The organism is Butyrivibrio proteoclasticus B316 (genome assembly GCF_000145035.1).
Lineage (GTDB): Bacteria > Bacillota > Clostridia > Lachnospirales > Lachnospiraceae > Butyrivibrio > Butyrivibrio proteoclasticus.
On the sequence record NC_014387.1, the window covers coordinates 2,220,328 to 2,239,101 of the forward strand.

General features: G+C 40.7%; 21 protein-coding genes. 4 read left to right on the plus strand and 17 right to left on the minus strand.

From position 1 onward, the window contains the following. Positions 1-3: 3 nt before the first annotated feature. From BPR_RS09155 to argC, 6 genes are all read right to left on the minus strand, one after another. Entirely contained in the window at positions 4-1,509 is a 1,506-nt protein-coding gene (locus BPR_RS09155; protein WP_013281197.1) for a sugar ABC transporter substrate-binding protein, read from the minus strand. Then, on the minus strand, positions 1,506-2,705 hold the full coding sequence (locus BPR_RS09160; RefSeq protein ID WP_242662147.1) for an aspartate aminotransferase family protein: 1,200 nt from the start codon (positions 2,703-2,705) through the stop codon (positions 1,506-1,508). Before BPR_RS09160 ends, BPR_RS09155 begins: the two co-directional genes overlap by 4 nt. Positions 2,706-2,772: 67 nt before the next feature. Beyond that, positions 2,773-3,669 (minus strand): acetylglutamate kinase, encoded by an 897-nt coding sequence (gene argB, locus BPR_RS09165; protein WP_013281199.1) that lies wholly within the window; start codon positions 3,667-3,669, stop codon positions 2,773-2,775. A 65-nt stretch (positions 3,670-3,734) separates the two neighbouring features. Further along, complete coding sequence (gene argJ / locus BPR_RS09170) at positions 3,735-4,958, minus strand: bifunctional ornithine acetyltransferase/N-acetylglutamate synthase (RefSeq protein WP_013281200.1); 1,224 nt, start codon at positions 4,956-4,958, stop codon at positions 3,735-3,737. 54 nt (positions 4,959-5,012) lie between these two features. Further along, positions 5,013-5,456: a GNAT family N-acetyltransferase gene (locus tag BPR_RS09175; protein WP_013281201.1), complete on the minus strand. Its 444-nt coding sequence runs from the start codon at positions 5,454-5,456 to the stop codon at positions 5,013-5,015. 11 nt (positions 5,457-5,467) lie between these two features. Continuing rightward, positions 5,468-6,520 carry an N-acetyl-gamma-glutamyl-phosphate reductase gene (gene argC, locus BPR_RS09180; RefSeq protein WP_013281202.1) on the minus strand — a complete coding sequence of 351 codons (1,053 nt, stop codon included), beginning with the start codon at positions 6,518-6,520 and terminating at the stop codon, positions 5,468-5,470. Between the two features lie 297 nt (positions 6,521-6,817). Here argC and BPR_RS09185 point away from each other — a divergent pair, with 297 nt between their 5' ends. The 3 genes from BPR_RS09185 to BPR_RS09195 are packed head-to-tail and all read left to right on the plus strand — an operon-like array spanning position 6,818 to position 9,106. Then, entirely contained in the window at positions 6,818-8,041 is a 1,224-nt protein-coding gene (locus BPR_RS09185; RefSeq protein WP_013281203.1) for an argininosuccinate synthase, read from the plus strand. 3 nt (positions 8,042-8,044) lie between these two features. After that, positions 8,045-8,338, plus strand: coding sequence for a DUF1294 domain-containing protein (locus tag BPR_RS09190; protein ID WP_013281204.1), 294 nt, complete (start codon positions 8,045-8,047; stop codon positions 8,336-8,338). Positions 8,339-8,371: 33 nt separating this feature from the next. Beyond that, on the plus strand, positions 8,372-9,106 hold the full coding sequence (locus tag BPR_RS09195) for a response regulator (RefSeq protein ID WP_013281205.1): 735 nt from the start codon (positions 8,372-8,374) through the stop codon (positions 9,104-9,106). Between the two features lie 9 nt (positions 9,107-9,115). On the opposite strand, the gene BPR_RS09200 is transcribed toward BPR_RS09195, so the two are convergent. After that, positions 9,116-10,138, minus strand: a complete 1,023-nt coding sequence (locus tag BPR_RS09200) for a substrate-binding domain-containing protein (RefSeq protein ID WP_013281206.1) — start codon at positions 10,136-10,138, stop codon at positions 9,116-9,118. Between the two features lie 234 nt (positions 10,139-10,372). Here BPR_RS09200 and BPR_RS09205 point away from each other — a divergent pair, with 234 nt between their 5' ends. Beyond that, positions 10,373-10,876: a DUF5721 family protein gene (locus BPR_RS09205; protein ID WP_013281207.1), complete on the plus strand. Its 504-nt coding sequence runs from the start codon at positions 10,373-10,375 to the stop codon at positions 10,874-10,876. Here the strand turns inward: BPR_RS09205 and BPR_RS09210 are convergent. The 10 genes from BPR_RS09210 to rlmB form a co-directional block, all read right to left on the minus strand. Beyond that, positions 10,867-11,226: an Hpt domain-containing protein gene (locus tag BPR_RS09210; protein WP_013281208.1), complete on the minus strand. Its 360-nt coding sequence runs from the start codon at positions 11,224-11,226 to the stop codon at positions 10,867-10,869. The genes BPR_RS09205 and BPR_RS09210 overlap by 10 nt on opposite strands. 155 nt (positions 11,227-11,381) lie before the next feature. Continuing rightward, positions 11,382-12,455 (minus strand): peptide chain release factor 1, encoded by a 1,074-nt coding sequence (gene prfA / locus BPR_RS09215; protein ID WP_013281209.1) that lies wholly within the window; start codon positions 12,453-12,455, stop codon positions 11,382-11,384. A gap of 39 nt (positions 12,456-12,494) precedes the next feature. Further along, entirely contained in the window at positions 12,495-13,358 is an 864-nt protein-coding gene (gene prmC / locus BPR_RS09220; protein WP_013281210.1) for a peptide chain release factor N(5)-glutamine methyltransferase, read from the minus strand. 28 nt (positions 13,359-13,386) lie between these two features. Further along, positions 13,387-14,370 carry a DUF1385 domain-containing protein gene (locus BPR_RS09225; RefSeq protein WP_013281211.1) on the minus strand — a complete coding sequence of 328 codons (984 nt, stop codon included), beginning with the start codon at positions 14,368-14,370 and terminating at the stop codon, positions 13,387-13,389. A 96-nt stretch (positions 14,371-14,466) separates the two neighbouring features. Then, positions 14,467-14,673, minus strand: a complete 207-nt coding sequence (gene rpmE, locus BPR_RS09230) for a 50S ribosomal protein L31 (RefSeq protein WP_013281212.1) — start codon at positions 14,671-14,673, stop codon at positions 14,467-14,469. A gap of 144 nt (positions 14,674-14,817) precedes the next feature. Continuing rightward, positions 14,818-15,558, minus strand: coding sequence for an amino acid ABC transporter ATP-binding protein (locus BPR_RS09235; RefSeq protein ID WP_013281213.1), 741 nt, complete (start codon positions 15,556-15,558; stop codon positions 14,818-14,820). Positions 15,559-15,594: 36 nt separating this feature from the next. Beyond that, on the minus strand, positions 15,595-16,272 hold the full coding sequence (locus tag BPR_RS09240) for an amino acid ABC transporter permease (RefSeq protein WP_013281214.1): 678 nt from the start codon (positions 16,270-16,272) through the stop codon (positions 15,595-15,597). Between the two features lie 17 nt (positions 16,273-16,289). Continuing rightward, the gene (locus BPR_RS09245) at positions 16,290-17,180 is read right to left on the minus strand and encodes a transporter substrate-binding domain-containing protein (RefSeq protein ID WP_013281215.1); all 891 of its coding nucleotides are present in this window, start codon (positions 17,178-17,180) and stop codon (positions 16,290-16,292) included. 124 nt (positions 17,181-17,304) lie between these two features. Then, positions 17,305-17,928 (minus strand): sigma-70 family RNA polymerase sigma factor, encoded by a 624-nt coding sequence (locus tag BPR_RS09250; protein WP_013281216.1) that lies wholly within the window; start codon positions 17,926-17,928, stop codon positions 17,305-17,307. A gap of 93 nt (positions 17,929-18,021) precedes the next feature. Continuing rightward, positions 18,022-18,771: a 23S rRNA (guanosine(2251)-2'-O)-methyltransferase RlmB gene (gene rlmB, locus BPR_RS09255; RefSeq protein ID WP_013281217.1), complete on the minus strand. Its 750-nt coding sequence runs from the start codon at positions 18,769-18,771 to the stop codon at positions 18,022-18,024. Positions 18,772-18,774: the final 3 nt, after the last annotated feature.

Below are 18,774 nucleotides of genomic sequence, written 5' to 3' on the forward strand. Positions count from 1 at the left end.
TGATCAATCACTGTCCTCAGTAAGTCCGGCAGTAATTGCCTCGTCATCAGGATCTGGAATATGCTCTTCCGAATAGGCTTCGCCTGTAACCTGTGTCATAATGCTCTCTGATACAGCCTTAAGAGTATCGTTACAATCCTCTCCGTTCCAAATCTTGGTAAATGCTATTTCCAGCTCCATCCAAAGGTTGCTGGTCTCGATAGTCTTGGGCATTGGAACAGAATCATTATAAACATCAACAAAGGTATAAATATTGTTATTATCGTATTTAACACCATAATGAGCGGCAACTTTACCTGCACTTGTATAGATATCGCCTGAATTATCATTGCAAAGATATCTGGCAACAGCATTGGCCTCAGTAATATGCTCGGTGTAGCCGTTTACTACGATACAATCAGTAACAGACATAGTCCTTGTACCAAAGTCCGCTGTAAGTCCCGGCATATCTGCTACTGCAAATTCATAAGGGCATTCACCAGCATCCTGTGCTTCCTTGATCTTGCCAAGAATATCTGTTGTAGCAACTGTAAATACAATCTTGCCGTCTATGAAATCGCTGACGATCTTATCATAATCAATTTCATCAGCATCTATAGCAAAGAACTGGTTGAGCTGCTGGTAAATCTTCATGCAGCTGATAGTATCTGTATTATAGATATCTATCTTGCTGACATCATCTCCGGATTTACCACCTACGTTCATATAATTACCTACAAAGAAATAATTATAGAAAATATCTGTTACATCCCACTTAAATACGGCTTCTACCTGCTCAGGAGCGTTGTAGCTCTCGGCAAACTTCAAAATATCTGAAATTGTAAGAGGAAGGCTGTTAGCTATCTCTTTTTCAATCATGACCTGAGTGATTTCAGGAGAAGTTTCCTCCTCACTGGTCTCTTCAGTGGAAGCTTCTGATGAAGAAACTTCAGACGAATTATCAATCTCTGCCTGTGCAGCCTCTCCCTCAGCAGCATCTATTTCAGACTGCATGTTGGCTACTGCCATCTCTTCAAGATATGTCTTGTTATATACAAGGCTACTGGTCTCAAAATACATAGGATAAGCTATGTATCTGCCGTTGTAGGAAACTGAATTGATTGCAGCATCAGGAAACATCTCGGTTGAAAGATAATCCTCGCCGTCAGTTATCTCCATGGCAAGACCTGCAAGATAAGCCTTCTCAAGTGAATCGTTTGTAATTATGAATAAGTCAGGGTAGTTGTCTTCTGTAAGAGAAGCTTTATTGATAGCCTCCAGATACTCAAGTCCAGACACAAGAACAGGCTCGATACGCACATTCTGATTATTCTCAGAATAAGCAACAGCCTTGCTCTGAAGATAACTGGTAAGGGAATCATCCGTATACCACAGTCTTACTGTTGTTCTGGTCCTTGGGAACAAAGAACGATTTTCAAAAATGCTCTGTCCCGAGCGGGCGTACACGATGGTGCCCGCAAGGGTACATGCAATAAGTATAATAGAAAAAATTCTGATTCTTAATTTCATACAGACTCCAGGCATGAACGAAGAATTTCGATCATGTCATCCACATTCTCTTTAGTAATTATGAGAGGTGGAACAAATCTGATTATCTGAGCTCCTGCATTGATCAAGATCAATCCCTTATCAAGAGCCTTGTTTATTATCTCTGAAACAGGTCTGTCAAAGACAAGCCCCTGCATCAATCCCGCACCTCTTCTATCTATTATGAAGTCATACTCATCCTTAAGCTCATCAAGTCGCTTTTCTAAATAAGGAGCTACTTCTTTCACATTCTCTATTATATTGTCCTGTTTAAATAAATCAAGTACTTTGCCTACTGCCGCACAGGCAAAGGGATTTCCGCCGTAGGTTGTTCCGTGATCACCAGCTACAAGCGAATTTGCGCCCACCTTCTCAGTCATGAGAAAGGCTCCAACCGGAACTCCACAGCCAAGAGCTTTGGCAGTAGTCATAATATCAGGCTTGATACCATATTTCTGCCATGCATACATATAGCCTGTTCTTCCCATTCCGCATTGTATCTCATCAAGGATCATCAGAATATCTTTTTCATCGCAGAGCTTTCTGATATCAGAAAGAAAATCTTCAGTAGCCGGGAATATACCTCCTTCTCCCTGAACAGTTTCAAGAATGATAGCACATGTTTTTTCTGTAACCTGGGCTTTGACGCTATCAAAGTCATTGATATCAGCAAATTTAACATTGCCGATCATTGGTTCAAAAGCTTCTCTGTAATGAGGATTGCCTGTTACAGATAATGCGCCAAAGGTCCTTCCGTGGAAAGAATGATTCATGGCAATAATTTCGCCATCAGCTTTACCTGTCTTAAGGTAATGATATTTCCTTGCAGCCTTTAGAGCTCCTTCAACCGCCTCAGCTCCGCTGTTGGTAAAAAAGACTCTGTCCATGCCTGATACTTCTTTAATTTTCCTGGCTGCTTCTATGGCAGGAACATTGTAATAGTAATTCGAAGTATGAAGAAGCTTGTCAATCTGTGCCTTAAGCGCATCATTATACTCTTTGTTATTGTATCCAAGAGCAAATACCGCTATACCGGAGACAAAGTCCAGATATTTTTTTCCATCCAGATCATATAGATATACTCCATCTCCTCTATCAAGAACAATCTGATACCTGTTATATGTATGAAGAAGCGCTTCTTCTGCTTCCTGTATATATTTCTTCATTACTTCGCTCATAACATTTCTCCCGTTATTTTATTCTACTCTATAGTAAGTAGCAGATATATCTGATGATTACTATATTTTATGCTCCAAGCTCAACGTTATCATGATCTGGCATAAACATAGTGCCGACACCCTTATTAGTGAATATCTCCAGAAGCAGACAGTGCGGAATCCTTCCATCAAGAATATGCACTCTTTTAACTCCTTCTCTGATTGCATTTGTGCAGTTGGTAAGTTTAGGGAGCATTCCACCTCCGATGTTACCGCCTGCGATCAAAGCATCTGCTTCCGAGCAGGTAAGATTAGAGATAAATGTAGTAGGATCCTTGATATCTCTGTAGACGCCCTCAATATCAGTCAGGAAAGCCAGTTTATCAGCACCTACCGCCTTGGCTATAGCACAGGCCGCATCATCTGCATTGATATTATAAGTATCAAAATTATCATCAAAGCCAATCGGAGCAACAATAGGAATATAGTCCCTGTCCATCATATCGAAGAGTATCTTAGGATCAACCTTATCTACTTCTCCAACAAATCCGATGTCTTTGCCATCTGAATATTTTTTGGTAACATGCAAAAGACCTGAATCCTTGCCACTGATACCAATTGAATTAACGCCAAGCTCCTGAACCATTGAGACAAGCTGCTTGTTAACCCTTCCAAGGACCATCTCTGCAATTTCCATTGTCTCTTCGTCAGTTACTCTGAGGCCATTTACGAATTCTGCCTCCTTACCAACCTTGGAAACCCAGTTGCTGATAGCTTTTCCGCCTCCATGAACTATGATTGGCTTAAATCCAACAAGTTTAAGAAGCGTAACATCTGTTATTACACTTCTCTGAAGATCAGGATTACTCATAGCACTTCCGCCATATTTAACAACAATTACCTTCTTATTTAATTTCTGTATATATGGAAGCGCCTCTACCAGAACCTCTGCTTTTTTCAGCACTTCCTGCATATCTTTATCCATTACCTGCTCCTCCTCTTGATTTTAAATATCCGGGCACAAGCCGCTTTTGTGATCATTCTAAGTGATCAGCTCCTGTAATCAGCGTTTATCTTGACATAGTCATAAGTCAGATCGCATCCCCAGGCTGTGGCCATGGCTTCACCTTCATTCATATTTACAAAAACAGTTACCGTATCTTCCTTCATGATTTCAAGAGCCTTATCCTCATCAAATACAATCGGAGTACCCTTATCAAAAACCTTAAGTCTTCCGGCTGCGCTTTCAAAATACAGTTCAACATCATTTTGATCAAAGTCTGCACCGGAATACCCCATTGCACACAAAAATCTTCCGAAATTAGCATCGCATCCGTAAATTGCTGCCTTAGAAAGATTCGAGCCTACTATTGCCCTGGACAATACTCTTGCATCCTGTTTATCCTTGGCACCGATCACCTTGGCTTCAAAGAGCTTACTTGCACCCTCTCCGTCAGCCGCCATTTTCTTGGCCAGGTACTCACATACAAACATAAGAGCATTTTTGAAGGTAATATAATCCTCATTTTTCTCGGTTATCTTCTCATTCTCTGCAAGTCCGTTTGCCATACACAGTAGTGTGTCATTAGTAGATGTATCCCCATCAACTGTTATCATATTGAAGGTATCCTTGACTACATCACTGACTGCCTCCTGTAAAAGAGTTTTATCTATAGCAATATCTGTTGTCAGAAATGCCAGCATTGTGCACATATTGGGATGTATCATCCCTGAACCTTTGCTCATTCCTCCAAGAGTCACTGTCTTACCTGCTATCTCAAAAGAAACAGCTATTTCTTTATTAACAGTATCAGTTGTCATGATTGCCTTGGAAGCTTCAGTTCCCGCAAGAAGACTTCCATCAAGAGTTGTGCTCATCTTCTCAACTCCTGCCACAAGCTTATCTACAGGAAGCTGCATTCCGATAACACCTGTTGAAGCAACAGCCACGGAAGTATAAGGAATGCCAAGTGCACCTTCTGCCGCTCTCGCAGTAGCTTCACAGGCATCAAAGCCCTCTTTTCCCGTGCAGGCATTGGCAATACCAGAATTGATAACAACTGCCTGCATTGGTCCGCCTGACTCCACGATCTTCTTATCCCACATTACACATGCTGCCTTGACAACATTGGATGTAAAGGTTCCTGCACATACGCATGGAAGCTCTGAATAAACAAAAGCCATATCCGTTCTGTCTTTATATTTGATTTCTGCCTGGCAACTTGAGGCTTTAAATCCCTTTGCTGCTGTAACTCCGCCATCTATTGTTTTCATTCTGGTCTCATCCTCCTGACATATTCAATATCATATGTTATCTGCTTGTTTTAATCATGGAACAAAAACTGTTTTATTCTCTGTATTAAGGGCAAGGTCGTAATAATACATATCATCACGAAGGTTCCATTTCATTTTCTGCCAGAACTTATTACCCACAATGTTGGTAACAAACGCATTCAGACAAACCTTATTTATTTGTTCCTCTTTGAGTTTCTCACAGCAGAAGCTGACCATCTTCTTGCCTATTCCATGCATTCTGTACTTTTCACTTACACAGACATGATACAGACAGGCTCTCCTGCCATCATGGCCGCATAGAATAGCGCCTACTATTTTTCCATCCTCGATATCAACTACGCTTGTAGTCGGGTTCCTTCTAAGAAATCTCTCTATTCCTTCCCTTGAATCATCTACCGACCTTAGTCCAAACCCATGAATTGAATTCCATAGTTCCCACACTTCGTCATAATCTTCAATTGTCATTACACGAACCATTTATTTACTCCTCACGGACACCTTGGGACAATCCTAAGTCCCATACTCTCGTCCAATCCAAACATAATATTCATATTCTGAACAGCCTGACCGGCTGCGCCTTTGACAAGATTATCTATAGCTCCCATCATGATGATCCTGCCAGTTCTCTCATCCACTTTAAATCCAATATCAACAAAATTGCTGGAGCGAACAAATCTAGTTTCCGGATAAACACCGCTTTTCAGTAGTCTGATGAACAGCTCTTTTCCATAGTATTTCTCGTAAGCTGCCCTTATGTCTTCTTCAGTTGGAAGCTTTCCATCTTTTTTAACAAGCGTTGCATATTCTGTTGCAAGTATTCCTCTGTTCATCGGAACAAGATGCGGTGTGAAATTTATCACCATCTTTTTTCCTGCTGCATATCCGAGCTGTTCCTCTATTTCAGGAGTATGTCTATGATTTGCTACTCCGTATGGCTTAACACTTTCATTTACTTCGCAGTACAGATTGGCTACCTTGGCACCTCTTCCAGCACCTGTCACACCGGAAAGCGCATCTACGATAAGTGTATCAGGATCGATAAGACCTTCCTTGATAAGAGGATATGCAGTCAGGATTGAACATGTTGTATAGCAACCCGGATTAGCTACAAGCCTGGCATTTCTGATCTTGTCTCTGTTAATTTCACAAAGACCATATACAGCCTCTTCTATAAAGGAAGGAGCCTTATGCTCTATCTTGTACCATTTCTCATATTCAGTTACATCTTTTAACCTGAAATCAGCAGAAAGATCAATAACCTTGACCTTGGATAGGATATCTTCATTTATAAGAGACGCACACAGTCCCTGCGGAGTAGCCGTGAAAACTACATCTACTTCATCAGCAAGTTCTTCCATGTTATCGTCGAGACATTTATCATCTATTATTCTAAAAAAGTTTCCATATATACCGGAAAATTCTTCCCCCACATAGCTCTTGGATCCATACCAGACAACCTCTGCCTCAGGGTGTCCAAGCAGTATTCCAGCTATTTCTGCACCAGCATATCCTGTTGCACCAATAATTCCAACTTTGATCATTTTATGCATCCTCTCTTTATATAAATTGAATAGAAAAATCAGAATAACAACATGTCAAAATAGCCTGTTTAAACTTTTTTCAGTATACGACGGCAAAAAAGATTGTGCAATAGTATTTTTAATATTTATGCATATTTTTATTAATTATTAAATATTTATGCAAAAATGCCTTGCATTTTATGCAATGATGTTTTATATTGAACTAGTAACAGCTATTTGTGATTAATTTTTATCAAATTGCCGTACAATATTAATGATAATCGAAAAAATAATATAAAGAAAGATGAGGTTACGATAATGGCAAAAGAAAAAGTTATTCTTGCATATTCCGGTGGACTTGATACTACAGCTATCATTCCATGGCTCAAGGAGAATTTTGACTACGAAGTAATATGTTGTTGCATAGACTGCGGTCAGGAAGAGGAACTTGACGGACTCGAGGAGAGAGCTATCAGCTGCGGTGCAAGCAAGCTCTACATTCTTGATGTTGTAGATGAATTCTGTGATGAATATATTGTTCCATGTGTTCAGGCTCATGCCGTTTATGAGAACAAGTATCTTCTTGGTACATCAATGGCTCGTCCACTTATTGCCAAGAAGCTCGTGGAAGTTGCCAGAAAAGAAGGCGCTGTTGCCATCTGTCACGGTGCAACCGGTAAGGGCAATGACCAGATTAGGTTCGAGCTTGGAATCAAGGCTCTTGCACCTGATATCAAGATCATCGCAGCCTGGAGAAATGACAAGTGGACAATGGATTCCCGTGAGTCAGAGATCGAATACTGCAAGGCTCATGGTATCAATCTTCCATTCTCTGCTGATTCAAGCTACAGCCGTGATCGTAACCTTTGGCATATTTCACATGAAGGTCTTGAGCTTGAAGATCCTTCACTTGAACCTAACTACAAGCATCTCTTAGTACTCGGCAAAACTCCACAGGATGCACCTGACGTTCCTACAACAGTTACAATGACATTTGAAGGCGGCGTACCTAAGTCTGTTAATGGCAAGGAAATGAAAGTTTCAGATATCATCCGTACCCTCAATAAGCTCGGCGGTGAAAACGGAATTGGTATCGTGGATATCGTAGAGAACCGTGTTGTAGGCATGAAGTCCCGCGGTGTATACGAAACTCCAGGCGGAACTATCCTTTATGAGGCTCATCAGCAGCTTGAAGAGTTGATTTTAGACCGTGATACCTATACAATGAAAAAAGATATGGGCAACAAGTTTGCTGATATAGTATATGAAGGGAAATGGTTCACTCCTCTAAGAGAAGCTGAGCAGGCTTTCATTGAGTCAACTCAGAAGTATGTAACAGGAGAAGTTACTTTTAAGCTTTACAAGGGCAATATCATTAAGGCCGGCACTAAGTCACCTTACTCTCTCTACAATGAGAGCATTGCTTCCTTTAAGACTGGAGATCTCTATGATCACCACGATGCTGAAGGCTTTATCAATCTTTTTGGTCTCTCCAGTAAAGTACGTGCTATGAAGATGCAGGAAGTAGAATCAAACAAGTAATTCATGAGTTCTTTAGTTCTTATAATCGGATATTTGATCTTAACTAATATTATAGGGTTCGCCTTAATGGGAATCGATAAACGGAGGGCACGTAAAAATGCCTTCCGTATCCCTGAGGCAACCCTATTTTCTATTGCTATCATCGGAGGAAGTCTCGGCTCAATACTGGGAATGCTTATTTTCCGCCACAAGACCAGGCACTGGTATTTTATGCTTGGCTTACCGCTCATTCTGCTCATCCAGATTTTGCTTGTAGCTGTGCTTTTTTGGCTTCCAATCTCATTTAGCTTCATATAAAATAGTCATATAGTTTTTTTAGGGGAAAAAGATATGCATATAGCTGTTTGTGATGACAATATTGCTGACAGAAAGCAGACCGAGAGACTTCTCGGTAGGCAGTCAGATCGCTTTTTTAAAGAGACCGGGGAGAGACTCTACATAGATTCTTACGGGAATGTAGAGGCTTTTTTGCGTTATCCCCAGATGTATGATGGACTTTTTGTAGATATGACACTTCAGGAGCCTACCGGACTTGCCATAGCAAAACTCCTCGTAGATGCCGGCGTCGTAAGGCCAATTGTTCTCTGTGTTTCAAGAATAGATTACAGGAAGCAGTATGAGGAATCAGGGCTTGATATACCAAATCTCATGTTCATAGACAAGCCAATCAGAGTTGCAGAGCTCACCGCCATGATGGATAAAATAAGGGAAATCAAGGGTGATCCAATACCCACTCTCGAGCTGCGAGGCAAGGATGGAACCTTCTATGCCAAGAATGATGATATAGTATCTGTCAAAAAGCACGGCTCAGAACTCATAATTCAAATTGCCGATGGCCATAACATATGCCTAATCGATGAAATCTATAATTTCTACGATCAATGCGCCATCTTCCCACAGATTTGTCCTGTTAGTGACAATGCACTGATCAACGTCAATCATATTAAAAAGACCGGTTTTGGTAAGGTTACAATGGACTCCGGCGAGAGCTTTGGTATTTCTTTTACTTATAGAAATGCCATCGCAGAAGCCCGAAACATAATTAAAGAAAATAACAGAAATTAAATATTGCTATTAGTTTATTTTTTTGACGCTTTCGCCCTCTATCATATGGCCTTCCAGGATCATTATTCCCTGTCTGTACCTCTCTCCGCTTATCTTACGGATAAGGTTAAGGACAGCATTTCTGCCCATCTCATAACTATCTACGCCATAAGTTGTAAGTTTAATATCGCATAGGCCCGGAAACAGATAGTTATCATATCCCACAACAGAAATATCTTCAGGGACCCTGTATCCGTTCTCACCCAGCTTCTTGATCATCATGCTCGCTGCAAGATCACAGTTGCAAAAGAAAGCCGTAGGCATTTTCTCGGGAAGTTTAAAGTAATTAACAGGATCCATCACACCAATATTCAGGTCTCTGTCTTCTATAATCCAGTCCGTTCTAAAGGGCTGCCCATGCTCCATAAGAGATTTGTTATATCCAAGATATCTGTCTGTTATAGCTCCTGAAGCCAAAAGAGTTCCAACAAATGCTATATGCTCATGACCCATGTCAAAGAGATAATTAGTAAGACAATAGGCTCCGTTAAAGCTGTCAGAAACTACCGCATCTTCATCTCCAACATGGTTACAGAAATCAAGATAAACCATAGGAATGCCGCTGTTGTCCTTAATAGACTGAAGATACTCCTGATCAAGCCTTCCCACAACAACAATTCCATCAATCTTATTGTCTTCTATAAGTCTTGGTGTAGCCTTGTTCTTCTCATTCTCCACAGATATAACTTCTAACATGGTAAAGCACCCTTTATCCATTGCTATCTGAGATACCTGCTGATGCATTCTGGTATAAAAAGAACTATATTCACTCATAAAATTCTCTGAAATCAGAACGCCTATAGTATAGCTCTTGCTGGAAAAATCCTGTTTTCTTGATACCGAGGGAACATATCCCATTTCATCAGCAAGTGCATGTATTTTCTCTCTAAGTTCCTCACTCATTCCTTTCTGTCCGGAAAGAGCCTTAGAAACAGTAACTGTACTGACACCAATCCTGTCAGCTATATCCTTAAGTCTAACTGTTTTAGCCATTATGATACCCCTTTAGGAAGAAACTAGTAATAGTATAAACTAAATTTAGTTTAAAATATACCAATTAATTTATCTAATTTTGTTAAATCACAAGCTCCATTTATTATATAAATTAACATATTGAAATGTTGCAATAATATTAGTTTTTCATGATATACTATTCAAGTGACGCTATTCATATGTGCTCATTGCATAAAACAATAGCTCATAATCTTCAAACAGACAGGAACAACTATGATCGCAGTTAAAATATCAAGTAAAAAAGATTTCATGGCAAAGCTTCTTACAACCGAGCTCTTTGATAGCTATTATGTTGAAGAGGCTACTATAGAGACCTTCAACACTTTTAATATAGATGGTCATATTAACAGAGATTTTTACAAAAATGACGACCTAGAGGACGAATCTGCAGTTCCAGACGAATACTCGAAATGGAGCGAGCTCAGAACGCTTTGTTTTGATCTGATAAAAGGCAAAAGAACTCCTTTGGGCTTTAAATTTATTCTCCACCCGGATAATGAAACCAAAAACAGGATTGTTGAGTCCGCAGGTGCAGGCCTTGCCCCATCCGATGTCCTTCTTGGCATAAATATCCGTTTCACCGGTGATACGATCATTATTACCACAGGAACAGCATTTAAGATATTCTCATTTGATAAAACAATAGAAAAAGCCTGGGATGAATACATCCCAAGCTTTATGTCACATTCAGGTATTGATACTACTGATTATGATTGATATTTTTCAAGTATCGCTATAAGCTCATCATATTTGGGTTTGATCTGCGCATATAAGGGCTCGTAGCCTTCCATCGAACCAGCTCTTAAGACCTCAGTGAGCTCACAAACCGGTGTAAGGAACCCCTTTAGTCCAAGATTGGCGCCCACACCCTTGAGCGTATGCACAGCCTTAAAGGCTTCTGAAACATTGCCTTCCTCAAGGAATTTGGTCAGATCATTCATATTCTGATCCTTGAGAAACTTGAACATAAATCTGGCAATAAGATCCTCATTGCCCATAAATCTGTCCAGTATCTCGTCCCAATCGACACCCCATTCAATTAGCTCGGCCTTGAATCCAGCATCCATAAGCACTAATACCTTTCACGAAAAAAAGTATACACTATAACCCATATAGTGATTATACCCTCTTTAAAAGTGTGCTTCAATGTGACTACCGGTTTCTTTATTTTTATTTAAGACTTACCTTAATTTATTTTACAATATGGTTATAATGCAAATTATCAGGAATTCTCTACCTTGCTAAGCTTCTCTGCCTGATCTGCGGCAATAAGTGAATCAATGATCTCATCAATATCTCCATCCATTATCTGATCTATCTTGTAGAGAGTAAGCCCTATTCTGTGATCAGTTACTCTTCCCTGATGGAAATTATAGGTTCTGATCTTCTCAGATCTGTCACCGCTTCCAACCTGGCTTCTCCTAAGCTCTGCCTCATTATTGTGTTTCTTTTCCTGCTCAAGTTCATATAACTTGGCTCTGAGTACTCTAAGAGCCTTGGCCTTATTCTGCTGCTGGCTCTTCTCATCCTGACAGGAAATAACTATTCCTGTAGGGAAATGAGTCAGTCTGACAGCTGAGTCCGTAGTATTAACGCACTGTCCACCGTTACCGGAAGCCCTGAATACATCAAACTTACAGTCGTTCATATCAATCTCAACTTCTACATCCTCAACTTCAGGCATAATTGCCACAGTTATAGCTGAAGTATGTATCCTGCCGCCTGATTCCGTAGCCGGAATTCTCTGAACTCTGTGAACACCACTCTCAAATTTGAGCCTTGAATAGGCACCGTTTCCCTTGATCATGAAGCTGACAGTCTTGATACCTCCAATTCCAATATCCTCGACACTCATGGTCTCAACGCGCCAGTTCTGTCTCTCAGCATATCTGGTGTACACCCTGTACATATCAGCTGCAAAAAGAGCTGCCTCATCGCCGCCAACACCGGCTCTTATCTCAACAATTACGTTTTTATCATCATTAGGATCCTTGGGAAGAAGCAGAATCTTAAGCTTATCCTCAAGTTCAGGTATCTTGTCTTTGGCTGTCTGAAGCTCATCCTTGAGCATTTCCTTCATCTCAGGATCAGATTCCTCATCCAGCATTGCAAGGCTCTCATCTATAGTCTCCTTGCACTTCTTGTACTCGTTATAACACTCAACTAACGGTTCAAGGTTCTTCTGCTCCTTCATGAGCTTTCTAAACCTCTCCTGATCAGCGATAACTGACGGGTCATTCAGTTCCATTGTAATATCTTCGAACTTACGAAGAATATCTTCTATCTTATCAAACATATTTCTATCCTCGCGCTTATGAATTATTCCATTTAAAAATCAAACTACAACTACGCTAATAGAAACATGCAGAAACCACTCTGTCATTACCGCCAAGATCCTTGATAACCTGAATGTCATGATATACTTTTTATCTTCAAGCATCTCTTTAACTGCCTGCCCCTGATCATAGCCTATTTCCAGTAAGAGATATCCGCTTGAATACAAAAACTTAGGAGTCTCCTCGATGATCCTCCTGTAAAAAACAAGTCCATCCTCTGATCCGTCAAGTGCAAGCCTGGGCTCATAGTCTCTGACCTCAGGCGCAAGTGTATCTATAACCTTGCTGGCAATATATGGCGGATTAGACACTATCAGATCAAACTTACCAACAGATTCTTCTGGAAAAAGATCTGTCCTGACAAACTCAGTTCTATCAGAAAGTCCAAGTCTCTCAGCATTCATCCCGGCAACCGCAAGTGCCTTGTCTGAAATATCTGTGCATACAGCCCTGGTCTCATTTGTATAATTTAAAAGACTAAGAGCAATACAGCCTGATCCGGTGCACAGATCAAGTACCCTCATGCCGTCTTCCAAATTGCGAAGCGCTTCCTCTACGAGAATCTCTGTGTCCTGTTCAGGAATCAGCACGTCACTGTTTACCTTAAAATCCAGTCCCATAAAATTCCAGGTGCCCAGAATATAGGCAACCGGCTCATGAGCTGCCCTTCTGTCAATCATAGAAAGGTATTTGTCTCTCTCTTCATCCGTAACCTCTTTATCAGGATGGGCCAAAAGAGTACTATGGTCAGTACCACAGACGTACTCTAAAAGAAGCCGGGCATCTAGCTTAGCTTCTGCGATCCCGGCTCTTAACAATTTTTCTGATCCAGTTGTGTATAAATCAATGTATCTATTATTCATATTCTACTATACTATTCAAGTGTCATTCTCAATCTTCGTCGTCAACAAGCCAGCTCTCATCAATCTCGTAGCCAAAGGAATCCTTGAGGAATTCCTTCCAGTCAAACACTGACTCTACAGACTTGATAGCAACTTCTATCATGTCATCATCAGGCTCCTTGGTTGTGAGTCTCTGAAGCCATAATCCCGGTGCTGAAATAATCCTGACCAGGAAGAAATCTGTTCTGCCTGCAAGTCTGATAAGCTCATAGGATATTCCTGCAATGACAGGGATAAGCAAAATCCTGACTAAAATCCTAAGGGCGTAAGAATCCACTCTGATAAAGAAAAACAGGATAATACTAACAAGCATAACAAAGAGGATAAAGCTGCTCCCACATCTCTTATGAAGCCTTGAGCTTCTCCTGACATTTTTAACTGTAAGAGGTCTGCCCTTTTCGATGCAGTTGATACATTTATGCTCTGCACCATGATACTGGAACAGACGTCTGATATCTTTCATGCAGGAAATAAGCAGTATATATGCAATGAAAATAACTATTCTGAGAACACCCTCAATAATCGCAATAATAGAGTCATTCCTGATATATTTGCTCAGTATCTCAGAAAGTGCATATGGCAGGACCATAAAAAGTCCAATAGCAAAAAGAAATGAAATTGCTGTAGTTATCACCATAAGGAAGGTATCCTCGTGGCCTCCTGAAACAGCCTCAATTTCTTCATCAAGCTTGGTAGGTTTCTCGTTGCCCTCTTCATAAAATGAAGATGAATAATTAAGAGACTTGAGTCCTAAAATAAGAGAATCTATGAATACGAATATTCCTCTCACAAAAGGAATATTGAGAAGTTTACTGCCATAAGCAATTCCATGGTACTCATCAACCTCAACCTCAATATCTCCATTAGGCTTTCTGACAGCTACTGCATACATGTCCTTGTTCTTCATCATAACGCCTTCAAGTACAGCCTGTCCGCCTATTCCTGAATAATGTCTGACCTTGCGTTTCTTCATCACGTTGTCCCCATTAGTGTATTTACTTATATTTTAATCCATATAACGAAAAAAGGTCGAGGCTAATTGCCTCAACCTCTTTATTTTCTAAATAGATTACTGGTTGTTCATGCCGTATTTCTTGTTGAATCTGTCAATACGTCCACGAGCACTTGTAGCCTTCTGCTGGCCAGTATAGAATGGATGGCACTTTGAGCAAATTTCTACGTGAATCTCGCTCTTTGTTGATCCAACTGTGAATGTGTTACCGCAGTTGCAAGTAACAGTGGCCTGATGGAATTCTGGCTGAATGTCCTGTCTCATCTCTTCTCACCTCTCTATATACAAAAAATCTTCTAATTAACTATAGTTACCGCCGTTCATTACAACAGCTATATCAATATAACATAATTAAAAGTCAAGCGCAAGTGTTTTTTCATTAATTCATTTCTAATTAATTAAGAATTATTACAGCTTGTGCAGCGCTCTGTTGAGGAACTGTCTTGTCCGCTCCTCCTTGGGATTACCAAAGATCTCATCAGGTGCTCCCTGCTCTACGACCACACCGCCGTCCATAAACACAACTCTGGATGCCACTTCCCTTGCAAAGGCCATCTCATGTGTAACAACTACCATGGTAGTGCCTTCAAGAGCAAGCTTTTTCATAGTCTCTAAAACTTCTCCTGTAAGCTCAGGATCAAGTGCACTGGTAGGCTCATCAAACAGAATAACCTTTGGCTCAGGAGCAATTGCTCTTGCTATAGCTACTCTCTGCTGCTGTCCTCCGGACAGTTCACCGGGGTAAAAGTGAGCTCTGTCTAGCATTCCAACCTTGGCAAGTACCTCAAGAGATATTTCTTTGGCCTTATCCTTGGGCATTTTCCTGGCAGTCACAAGTCCTTCCATGACATTTTCCAGCGCGGTCATATTGTTAAAGAGATTAAAGCCCTGGAACACAAAGCCCATCTCCATTCTGAGTTTCTTGATATCACTCTTGGAAATCCTGGCCATATCACCCTTATAATCATCAAAAATGATCTCACCGATATCAGCCTTTTCCAAAAAGCTCATGCAGCGAAGAAGCGTAGTCTTACCGGATCCTGACTGGCCGATAATTGCAATTACTTCACCTTTGTCAACTTTAAAATCCATTCCGGAGAGTACTCCAGTACCGGAAAAGGATTTGTGTAAATTATGTATTTCCAGCATTTTTCCTATCCTATCCTTTTCTTTAAACCTTTGGCATTATTTCTTTTTGTCACTGCTCTTCCATACAAGCTTCTGTTCCAGATAACGCTGGAGCCATGTCAGTGCAGTTGAGAAGATAAGATAAATAAATGCCGCTTCCAGATACAGAGCAAAGGGCTCATAGGTCCTTGCTGCAATCTGCTGGGCTGTTGTAAACAGGTCTATAACCGTAATACTGGAAGCCAGCGCTGTATCTTTGAGCAAACTGATAAGATTATTAAAAAGATTCGGAAAAGCTACAGGAAATGACTGAGGAAGTATTACCCTTATCATAGCCTGCGGATAGCTCAGTCCTATCATATAGGCAGCTTCCATCTGTCCCTTGGGTATAGCAAGGATTGCAGACCTGAAAACCTCTGCGTTATAAGCTCCCAGATTTAGTCCAAAAGCCAGAACAGCAGATGGAAAGGCATTTAGCGTGATCCCAATATTGGGAAGGCCAAAAAATATGATAAAAAGCTGAACTATAAGCGGCGTTCCTCTAAATACCCATATATAGAATCTTGCCAGCTGGCGAAGGCCTTTGATATCAGCAACCTGAATAAGTGCAAGCAAAAGCCCAACCACAAGACTAAGTGCAAAAGACAAAATCGTCAGCGGTATTGTAACCTTGATTCCGGGTATCAGTATCTTAAAAAATGAACTTGTTATTATTCCAATTAATCTTTCGCTCATGTATATATATCAAATAATCACTTTGTAATGTCTCTTCCAAAGTACTTGGTTGAAAGCTCAGTCAATGTACCATCAGAAGACATTTCTGCGATTGCCGCATTTACAGCCTCGCGAAGTGATGCTGTCTCTTCTCCTTTTCTAAGTGGAATAGATACTTCTGAAGCATCATCTGTAAGAGCTACAATCTTGATAGGTGCATCAGGATGCTCTCCGAGATAATCATAGAAAGATACTTCTGCATTAAGAGTTGCATCTACTCTTCCTGACAGAACCATATCAATAGTCTCAGAAAGTGTATCTACGTTCTGAACCTCTGCTCCAAGGTCAGCTGCCAGATCAGCATATGTTGATCCAAGTGAATTACTTGTCTTCTTGCCCTTAAGATCATCAAAAGATGTTATATCACTGTTGTCATCCTTAACAACAAGAGCTGTTCTGATGTATGCATAAGGTTCTGTAAAATCATACTTTTCCTTACGAAGGTCAGTTATTTCTACGCCATTGATGATCATATCGTATCTTCCGCCATCAAGACCTGCAAAAAGGCCATCCCATTCACCTTCTACAAACTCAGCATCAACGCCAAGTCTCTTGGCAATTTCCTGACCTACTTCAGTATCAAAGCCAACAAGCTCGCCAGACTCATCATGATAAGTCCAAGGTGCCCACTGACCTTCCATAGCAATAATAATCTTGCCTCTCTCCTTGATCGTAGCATAGAGATCATTAGTGCTCTCTTTTGGTGCAGCTGTAGCTTCATTAGTTTCTGCAGAAGCTTCTGCCCCTGTAGCAACCTCAGCACCAGCATCTGCTGCTCCATTTGTACTACCACAACCTGCAAGAGTACCTGCAAGGAGTGTTATTGCTGCAGTTAAACCTATAACTTTTTTACTCTCAAATAGTTTCATAATCTATATCTCCTCTTACGTTTTGTGCAATATAATTGCATTTGGTTTTACAACACATTCTACATAATTATTTTGAGAATGTCAAAATCCTATCACTTTACTAGGAAATAATAGTAAATAAATACTATCTGCTTAAATATTTTCTGAGCTTATTTCTAATCCTCTGCATTGCATTATCTGTCGATTTCTCATCTCTTGAAAGCACAGCAGAAATCTGTTTGATGCTCATACCTGTAATATAAAGATCCAGAACCTGTCCCTCCAAAGGGCTAAGCTCACTTTCTATAGCCTCTTCAAGAGCCTTTAGATTCTCCTGATCAATTACATGTTGTTCCGGAATCATACTGGAATCAGATTCAAGAAGCTCCTCAAGAGCTACGGACGCATCATCTCCCATATCCTCTCTCTTGGCATAAATGGAGATATAGCTGTTAAGAGGCGCATGCTTTTTCCTGGCCATAGCCTTTATAGCAGAATACATCTGCCTTGAGATACACAGCTCTGCAAAGGTTGCAAAGCTGGCATCACGGCCACAGTCATAGTCCCTGACAGCCTTGAAAAGACCTATCATTCCCTCCTGTATCAAATCATCCTTGTCAGCACCAAGAGCAAACATGGAAGCTGCCTTTTTTCTGACAAGATTCTTGTACTTGTTCATGATATGGTCCACAGCACCGGGATCATCGCCATCTCTTATAGATAAAATCAGTTCTTCATCAGATTTTTCTTTGTATCTGTTATCGCTCATATAGTCATAGTCCCATAAAAAGATGCAGGTGTCAAAAGCAAATAATGACACTATATGATATACAAATTACTCCATGACTATCATCGTCACAGCTTATGAAAGTCTCTGTCTTACTACTTCGAATGCAAGAACACCACAAGCAACAGACGCGTTAAGGGAATCGATATCGCCCTTCATAGGAATAGATGCGATCATATCACACTTCTCTCTTACAAGTCTGCTGACACCACTACCCTCATTGCCGATAACAAGGCCTATAGGTCCCTTTAAGTTCAGCTGATACATGGTTGTTCCGCCCATATCAGCGCAGGCAAACCACAATCCCTTGTCCTTGAGGTCTTCTATAGTGTTGGCAATATTAGTAACCTTGGCTACAGGAGTATAGTTGATTGCGCCTGCAGAAGCCTTGGCTACTGTCGCTGTAAGTGAAGCTGCTCTGTGCTTGGGGATGATAACACCATGGGCTCCGGCCAGGTTGGCTGTACGGATGATCGCGCCCAGATTATGAGGATCTTCGATATTATCAAGAATGATAATAAAGGGATCTTCACCCTTTTGTTTTGCTCTTTCGAGGATGTCATCTACTTCTGCATAGTTGTAAGAAGCACCGTATGCAATTACTCCCTGATGCTTGCCTGTTTCAGAGAGCTGATCAAGACGCTCTTTTTTGACAAAAGAAATAACGGTATCCTTATGTTTCTTGGCTTCGCGAAGAATAGTCTGCACAGGGCCATCCTTGCATCCATCAAGAATAAATAATCTGTCTATCGTCTTGCCGGATCTAAAAGCCTCAAGTACCGCATTTCTGCCCTCAATGATCCTGCTCTCAAAGTTCTCTTCCATAAA

Bases quoted from the DNA above. Each gene is read 5' to 3' on its own strand.
- prmC (WP_013281210.1), bottom strand. From the start codon at position 13,358: ATGAATAATAGATACATTGATTTATACACAACTGGATCAGAAAAATTG.
- BPR_RS09185 (WP_013281203.1), top strand. From the start codon at position 6,818: ATGGCAAAAGAAAAAGTTATTCTTGCATATTCCGGTGGACTTGATACT.
- BPR_RS09160 (WP_242662147.1), bottom strand. From the start codon at position 2,705: ATGAGCGAAGTAATGAAGAAATATATACAGGAAGCAGAAGAAGCGCTT.
- BPR_RS09195 (WP_013281205.1), top strand. From the start codon at position 8,372: ATGCATATAGCTGTTTGTGATGACAATATTGCTGACAGAAAGCAGACC.
- argJ (WP_013281200.1), bottom strand. From the start codon at position 4,958: ATGAAAACAATAGATGGCGGAGTTACAGCAGCAAAGGGATTTAAAGCC.
- argB (WP_013281199.1), bottom strand. From the start codon at position 3,669: ATGGATAAAGATATGCAGGAAGTGCTGAAAAAAGCAGAGGTTCTGGTA.
- BPR_RS09155 (WP_013281197.1), bottom strand. From the start codon at position 1,509: ATGAAATTAAGAATCAGAATTTTTTCTATTATACTTATTGCATGTACC.
- prfA (WP_013281209.1), bottom strand. From the start codon at position 12,455: ATGTTTGATAAGATAGAAGATATTCTTCGTAAGTTCGAAGATATTACA.
- BPR_RS09175 (WP_013281201.1), bottom strand. From the start codon at position 5,456: ATGGTTCGTGTAATGACAATTGAAGATTATGACGAAGTGTGGGAACTA.
- BPR_RS09240 (WP_013281214.1), bottom strand. From the start codon at position 16,272: ATGAGCGAAAGATTAATTGGAATAATAACAAGTTCATTTTTTAAGATA.
- BPR_RS09225 (WP_013281211.1), bottom strand. From the start codon at position 14,370: ATGAAGAAACGCAAGGTCAGACATTATTCAGGAATAGGCGGACAGGCT.
- BPR_RS09190 (WP_013281204.1), top strand. From the start codon at position 8,045: ATGAGTTCTTTAGTTCTTATAATCGGATATTTGATCTTAACTAATATT.
- rlmB (WP_013281217.1), bottom strand. From the start codon at position 18,771: ATGGAAGAGAACTTTGAGAGCAGGATCATTGAGGGCAGAAATGCGGTA.
- argC (WP_013281202.1), bottom strand. From the start codon at position 6,520: ATGATCAAAGTTGGAATTATTGGTGCAACAGGATATGCTGGTGCAGAA.
- BPR_RS09235 (WP_013281213.1), bottom strand. From the start codon at position 15,558: ATGCTGGAAATACATAATTTACACAAATCCTTTTCCGGTACTGGAGTA.
- BPR_RS09250 (WP_013281216.1), bottom strand. From the start codon at position 17,928: ATGAGCGATAACAGATACAAAGAAAAATCTGATGAAGAACTGATTTTA.
- rpmE (WP_013281212.1), bottom strand. From the start codon at position 14,673: ATGAGACAGGACATTCAGCCAGAATTCCATCAGGCCACTGTTACTTGC.
- BPR_RS09245 (WP_013281215.1), bottom strand. From the start codon at position 17,180: ATGAAACTATTTGAGAGTAAAAAAGTTATAGGTTTAACTGCAGCAATA.
- BPR_RS09210 (WP_013281208.1), bottom strand. From the start codon at position 11,226: ATGGATGCTGGATTCAAGGCCGAGCTAATTGAATGGGGTGTCGATTGG.
- BPR_RS09205 (WP_013281207.1), top strand. From the start codon at position 10,373: ATGATCGCAGTTAAAATATCAAGTAAAAAAGATTTCATGGCAAAGCTT.
- BPR_RS09200 (WP_013281206.1), bottom strand. From the start codon at position 10,138: ATGGCTAAAACAGTTAGACTTAAGGATATAGCTGACAGGATTGGTGTC.